The organism is Vibrio sp. V03_P4A6T147, assembly GCF_002241085.1.
In the GTDB taxonomy this organism is placed as follows: domain Bacteria; phylum Pseudomonadota; class Gammaproteobacteria; order Enterobacterales; family Vibrionaceae; genus Vibrio; species Vibrio anguillarum.
The window spans coordinates 1-6,423 of sequence record NZ_NDIO01000329.1 but is presented as its reverse complement, the minus strand read 5'-3'; the positions used below and the strand labels follow the sequence as shown (position 1 = coordinate 6,423).

Annotated in this window: 7 protein-coding genes; all 7 read right to left on the bottom strand. The window is 41.0% G+C overall.

Going from position 1 to position 6,423, the window contains the following annotated elements; genetic code table 11:
- Window positions 1-972: oligosaccharide flippase family protein (locus tag B9J84_RS12920; protein WP_143698868.1), on the bottom strand; the 972-nt coding region annotated here is incomplete at its 3' end.
- A gap of 36 nt (window positions 973-1,008) precedes the next feature.
- Window positions 1,009-2,055 (bottom strand): pseudaminic acid synthase, encoded by a 1,047-nt coding sequence (pseI, locus tag B9J84_RS12915; protein WP_094124305.1) that lies wholly within the window; start codon window positions 2,053-2,055, stop codon window positions 1,009-1,011.
- Between the two features lie 4 nt (window positions 2,056-2,059).
- A complete protein-coding gene (pseH, locus tag B9J84_RS12910; protein WP_094124304.1) occupies window positions 2,060-2,605 on the bottom strand; it encodes a UDP-4-amino-4,6-dideoxy-N-acetyl-beta-L-altrosamine N-acetyltransferase in 546 nt (181 codons plus the stop codon).
- Window positions 2,602-3,654 (bottom strand): UDP-2,4-diacetamido-2,4,6-trideoxy-beta-L-altropyranose hydrolase, encoded by a 1,053-nt coding sequence (gene pseG, locus B9J84_RS12905; RefSeq protein ID WP_404207288.1) that lies wholly within the window; start codon window positions 3,652-3,654, stop codon window positions 2,602-2,604. The genes pseH and pseG overlap by 4 nt, the downstream gene beginning before the upstream one ends.
- Complete coding sequence (gene pseF, locus B9J84_RS12900) at window positions 3,651-4,349, bottom strand: pseudaminic acid cytidylyltransferase (RefSeq protein WP_094124302.1); 699 nt, start codon at window positions 4,347-4,349, stop codon at window positions 3,651-3,653. Before pseF ends, pseG begins: the two co-directional genes overlap by 4 nt.
- Window positions 4,346-5,509, bottom strand: a complete 1,164-nt coding sequence (pseC, locus tag B9J84_RS12895; RefSeq protein ID WP_094124301.1) for a UDP-4-amino-4,6-dideoxy-N-acetyl-beta-L-altrosamine transaminase — start codon at window positions 5,507-5,509, stop codon at window positions 4,346-4,348. Before pseC ends, pseF begins: the two co-directional genes overlap by 4 nt.
- An 8-nt stretch (window positions 5,510-5,517) precedes the next feature.
- The coding region (gene pseB, locus B9J84_RS12890; protein WP_094124300.1) for a UDP-N-acetylglucosamine 4,6-dehydratase (inverting) at window positions 5,518-6,423 on the bottom strand (906 nt) is incomplete at its 5' end.

The window sequence follows — 6,423 nt, the reverse complement described above, 5'->3', positions numbered from 1 at the left end:
ACGGTATTCTTTTCCGGTAATAAACTCTAATATTCCAGGGCCAATCAAGAAAGGAATAGGAGTAATCAACAGCAATATAAAAAAATAAATATAGGTATATCTGACTAATCTATTTTTTTCTAATAAGTTATCACGTTTTAAAATTTTAAATAGCCACGGTACATAAGCTTTATTAATAGCATCAAAAAGTATATTGAACACCATGCTCAGCTGTACAGCGACCATATAGATACCCGCCTGATCGAGACCTAGCTTTTGGTTAATCACAAATCTATCTACTGCCGATAAGAGGAAAAAACCAAAAACATGCGGAATTAAAGGCACTCCGAACTGCAATGCCTGCTTAAAATAGTCAATCCGCCAAGAAAACAAGGAAATCAGCTTATCATTAACCAACATTAAAAACGCCAGCACCGCAGACAAAGCGGCAACCACCAACTGGGCATCTACTCTACCTTGTGCACCATGATGTAAGGCGATGACCAACAACAGTGAAAACCCCATATTAAGCAGGCTATTACCTATCTGTAACGCACCAAATTTTAATGCTTCTCCACGCACCTGCCACTGCCCTAAACGTAAGTTTATTACGAAACCTAAGGCACTAAAAAGCACAGCGCTATAAATCCAACTAATAGGTATAGATAGAAATTCACTTAATTGTGTAGAAAATACAGCAACGATTCCAAATATAACTGCAGTTGAACCTAGCAATATATGAAAACAAGTACCGTTATATTGGCTAAGTTCATATAAGTTGTTGTCATCGTCATAGTATTTTCGATTTGCAGCACCTACTGCATTTAAACCGATAAATGCTGATAGTCCTGCCACCAAGGTTTGAAACATGGCTATTTGGCCATATTCAGTAGGCGATAGAGCTCGTGTTAATATAGGTAGTAATAAAAATGGTATAGAAGCATTAATAATGTTCGATGAAAGATAAACTAACGAATTTTTGGCTAGAGACATATTTTATTGGGCGAGGTGTTAGCCCCGCCACCTTGGTTAAATCAACTCGAACGACAGCGGTGTGCCTCTCTGTATATCGACTTTCGCAGTTTGCCCTAAAATCTGCTCTAAATACTTGGGAGCTAGACCAAACCCAGGTCGAATACTTTTTACATTCTCTTCCGTAAATGCCTGTCCCGCTTTAATATCTTTTACGACATACAAGGAACGACGGAATTTTGCATTCCCCTTTTCCGCTTCGGTGCGCTCATAATTCACCTGACCTAAAGCAGCCCAAGCCGTTCTTGCGTCTTTACACAAGGCTTGAAGCTCATGTGGCTCTAATGAAAAACTGTCATCAGCACCGCCACCATTTCTATCCATGGTAACGTGCTTTTCTATTAAGCAAGCACCTAAAGCTACTGATGCGATAGCTGTAGCATTGTCTATTGTGTGATCTGAGAGGCCAGACAATACATCAAAGCGTTCTGCCATATCCGTAATGGTTCTCAAATTGTATTGATCCGCCGGTGCAGGATAACCACTTACGCAATGAAGTATTACCAACTCTTTACAACCATTTTCGCGCGCGGTTTGAATTGCCTCTGCTATCTCTTCTTCATTTGCCATGCCTGTTGACATGATCATCGGTTTACCCGTTTGCGCCACACGCTTAATTAGCGGCAAGTCGATGAGTTCAAACGATGCAATCTTATAGGCAGGTGCCTCTAATTCTTCTAAAAGATCTACTGCACTAAAATCAAAAGGAGAGCTGAATATGGTAATTCCTAGCTCTTTTGCTTTTTCAAACAGTGGATTATGCCATTCCCATGGCATATGGGCACCTTTATAAAGCTCATATAAGGTTTGACCATCCCACAGCCCACCTTTGATCTGAAAATCTTCACTGTCACAGTCAATTGTGATTGTTTCATGTGTATAGGTTTGTAATTTTATCGCATCCGCTCCCGCCTTTTTGGCTTCTTCCATAATTTGGAAAGCGCGGTTGATGTCGCCATTATGATTGGCAGATAGTTCAGCAATGATATACGGTGGGAAGTCAGGGCCGATTTTCCGGCCATTAATAGAAATCTCTTTTTTCATGGTATTACGCTATTTTAAGTTTGATTTTTAATTCTTCTCTTACATCAATCCACTCTTGTTTAAATATCCCAAGGTGGACGATGTCGTGATATATGTTTCCATCATGAAATGCTTCTCGATGGACACCTTCCTCGTGAAAACCAAATTTCTTATGTAATTTAATGACTGTGCTATTGAATCCTAAAACTTCACAACGAAGCTTATGTAACTTTAGTTCGTTAAAGGCATATTCCAAGGCATGATATTCCATCAAGGAGCCCGTTCCTCTTGGCGCTTTAGGAGAAGCATAAAATGCCCAAGTGGCTATACCTTTAACTTTATTAATCTCAGAGAAGCCTACAACGCCTACTGGCTCATCATTTAAACGCGCTAGAAAATAGATTTTGGTTTTATCTTCCAGCAGACGGCTAAACCAAGCTTGGTGCTCTGCTAAAGTAATTTCATGGCTGGTATACATTTTTGAGCGTACTTCTGGAGCATTTCTCCACTCTAATATCATTTCCAAGTCGCTTTTGGAAAGTGCTGTAAACTCCATTTTCTTGATACTCATTTGATAAGCTCCATAGCAGTAATGACTCGTTTTGCTCCTAGTCCATCTACCTCCAACGGTATATATGCCGGAAGTTCATTCCAATGCATAGCTAACTGCATTAGTTCTTCCCGATAAACTTCGCTTGTGGTGAATGTACCGTCGCCAAGCAAAGATACATATTTTTGTTCGGACAGATGATTAGATAGCGCCCGTTGGTTTTCTGCCACTGACACTATTGTTGAGGGGATATTTAAACAAAATCGCTCCCAATTACTCACACCTGAAGCACCAATCGCATACTGACTGCTCGCAAGCTCTAGCTCGAAATCGTCCAAAAATTGAATCACGTCGATGCTTCCCGACTTTTGATAGCCGAGTAGCTCTTCATAATCTGAATTTTGCCTACCTGTGACGACCTTTAATCTAAAAGGTAAATCGCTGATCTGATTAGCCGCTATAAGCAATTTACGACACTCATGTGTCAGATCAGCCCCACCAAAGAACGCAATCACTTGATTAACTTTAGGTGGAGGGTTGTTTTTCAACTCTCTAAAACGTGGGCGCAAGAGTGCAAACGTGGGACTCAATAACTTTTGGGCTCGACATTTTAAATAGCGCTGATGCAAATCTGGCCATAAGTTCTGATCGAGAATAACATCAGACTCATGCTCTCGATCTAGGTCATCAATACTCAGGATATAGCAATTAAGCTTCGCTTTGGCTTGCTGCTCCCAAAGATGGCCTATCCCATAGTGGTCGACAATTATCCATTCAACTGGAGAGACTTTCTTTACAAAATCTTCCACATCCTCTAGCTCACTACGTTGAAGCCACGCGCTATAATCTCCGTCAAAACGAGGCTTGCCAATCTGTTTGGGTGGGGATAAGGAAATGACAGAAAAACCCTTCCGCTCAATCAATGAGATAAGATCGCCAGGCTGAGGTAGACAAGCAAATTTGACATTCCACTTTGCTGCTTGTAATTGTTCAGCCAATACAAGACAGCGCATAACATGACCACTACCGATATATTGAGATGCGTCAACTCTAAATACGACTCTCATCATTCTTGACCTTGTTGCTTGAGCAAAGCATAAAGCGCTTCGGCAAAACTCCAGTCTTCGGGCGTATCAATATCTTGAACTTTTATTCTGGGTAGCAATATTACTTTTGAGTGAGGAGCAAAAACCGGTTTTCTTTCAGTAAACGCCTGCACTTTACCCCAGTAAAACTGTCCAGCATCATGATAAGCCTCAACCAAATCTTGAGAGCGGACTTGCTCATATTCTGGTGAGAACATGGTAACTTCCCCATGCTCCGACAGTTTAATCGCTCTTTGAATAGGAAAAGAAAAAGTCGTTGCCGTAAAGACAAACTCACATTTATCCTCACTCAATACTTTGTAACCATGACGTAGTGAATTGGCAGAAACAAATGGGGCTGTTGCATATAAACAGCATACTGCCTCAACGTTATCTCCATGTTCTAAACACCAATTAATCGCATGGTGCATGACATCCATTGTCGTTGCATGATCATCAGCGATCTCAGCAGGGCGAATAAAGGGGACTTCCGCCCCATATTGCTTTGCCACTTCGGCTATTTCTCGATCATCCGTTGAGACTATTACTTTATCGAAGCAACCGGATTGAATCGCAGCCTCTATCGAGTAAGCGATCATAGGCTTACCGTAAAAGATTTTGATATTCTTGCGAGGTATGCGTTTACTACCACCTCTTGCGGGAATAATCGCTATATTCATCCTTGTTTCAACACCTTCTCAAGTACACGAACAACCTCCGCCTGTTGCTCATCACTCATCGTATGGAACATGGGTAGAGATATTGCCTCTTGGTAATACTTTTCTGATTCAGGAAAATCGCCCAGTTTAAACCCCATTTTTTTGTAATAGGGTTGGGTATGCACAGGGATGTAATGTAGGTTCACACCAATATCATTTGCTCTTAATCCATCAAAGACTTCTTTGTGCGTTAATCCAATTTCATTCAATTGCAGACGGATAACATAGAGATGAAGGCCAGAATACGTGTTTTCTAGCTGAAAAGGCACAGTAACTGGCAATCCACAGAGCATTTCATTGTAACGAGCGGCTAAACGGTGACGAGCCATAATAAATTGCTCTAAGCGTTGCATTTGCGTAACACCCAAGGCAGCTTGAAGCTCCGTCATACGGTAGTTAAAGCCAAGGTCAATCTGTTGGTAATACCAACCACCATGACTTCCACCTTCCATTTGCTCGGCATCACGTGTGATTCCATGGCTGCGTAAGAGTGCCATTTTTTCAGCCAACACCTTATCATTTGTTACAACAGCGCCACCTTCGGCTGTTGTGACAATTTTTACTGGGTGGAAGCTAAAAACGGTGATATCTGAATGTTCACAGTTTCCAATCGGCTTACCATGATATTGACCTCCTATGGCATGAGAGGCATCTTCAATCACTTTAAAGCCGTATTCTTTTGCCAATCGTCCAATCGCTTCCATATCGCAAGGCTGCCCACACAAATGCACAGGAATCAAAACCTTGGGCAATGTGCCATTACTCTTCGCTTGGATAAGTTTCTGCTCTAGTTTCTTAGGACAAAGGTTATAAGTAGTGGGGTCTATATCAACGAAATCGACTTTTGCACCGCAGTACAAACCGCAGTTTGCCGAAGCAACAAAAGTAATAGGTGAAGTCCATAACCAATCACCGTCACCTAACCCTAGCGCTAAACAAGCCATATGCAGTGCTGATGTTGCACTGTTTACCGCCAAAGCATATTGCGCCCCAGTTTGTTTGATTAGTGCTTGTTCGAATTCAGGCACTTTGGGGCCTTGAGTAAGAAAATCTGACCTTAAAACCTCAATTACACCATCAATATCTTGTTGGTTAATATCTTGCTTTCCGTAAGGGATCACGATTATTCTCACACTGCAAAATTAGGATCAACGTGCTCTTTAATCAGCTCACGTAAACTTTCAACGGTTTCCCACTCGGTATTAGTACCTGAATTATATTTAAATCCGAAAGGAACTTTCTGCGCATTATGATGCTTTAAATACTCTTCCTCTATATAAGTGAAAGAAACTGAAGGCAATATTGCATAATATTCGCCCAAATCAATCGTATTTAGTGAATCGGTATCTGTAATCATCTCTTCGTGCAATTTTTCTCCTGGACGAATACCTACTATTTTAGTCTCACATTCAGGTGCAATTGCTTTAGCAATATCCATAATCTTATAGGATGGGATTTTAGGAACAAAAATCTCCCCACCTAGATGATGTTCAAGTGCATACATTACCATGTTCACACCATCTTGCAGGGATATATTAAAACGAGTCATCTCGTCATGGGTGATAGGCAATACACCTTCTGCGCGTTTTTTCAAAAAGAAAGGAATAACCGAGCCACGCGATCCCATTACGTTTCCATAGCGGACAACACTAAAACGGATATTTTTAGAACCCTTAATATTGTTAGCTGCAGTAAATAACTTATCTGATGCTAACTTAGTTGCACCATAGAGATTGATTGGAGCACATGCCTTATCAGTAGATAAGGCAACAACGTTTTTAACACCACATTGCAGCGCCGCCTGAATAACATTTTCAGCACCATCTATGTTCGTGCGTATACACTCTGTCGGGTTATATTCTGCGGTATCAACTTGTTTAATTGCTGCAGCATGAATAATAACATCAACGCCTTCACAAGCTTGTATCATGCGATTTCTATCGCGTACATCACCGATAAAAAATCGAAGCTGTGGATATTCTTGGTGTGGATATTGTTGCTTAATTTCAAACTGTTTCAATTCATCTCGTGAGAA

Coding starts and splice junctions, on each gene's coding strand:
- pseI (WP_094124305.1), bottom strand. CDS start 2,055: ATGAAAAAAGAGATTTCTATTAATGGCCGGAAAATCGGCCCTGACTTC.
- pseH (WP_094124304.1), bottom strand. CDS start 2,605: ATGAGTATCAAGAAAATGGAGTTTACAGCACTTTCCAAAAGCGACTTG.
- pseG (WP_404207288.1), bottom strand. CDS start 3,654: ATGATGAGAGTCGTATTTAGAGTTGACGCATCTCAATATATCGGTAGT.
- pseF (WP_094124302.1), bottom strand. CDS start 4,349: ATGAATATAGCGATTATTCCCGCAAGAGGTGGTAGTAAACGCATACCT.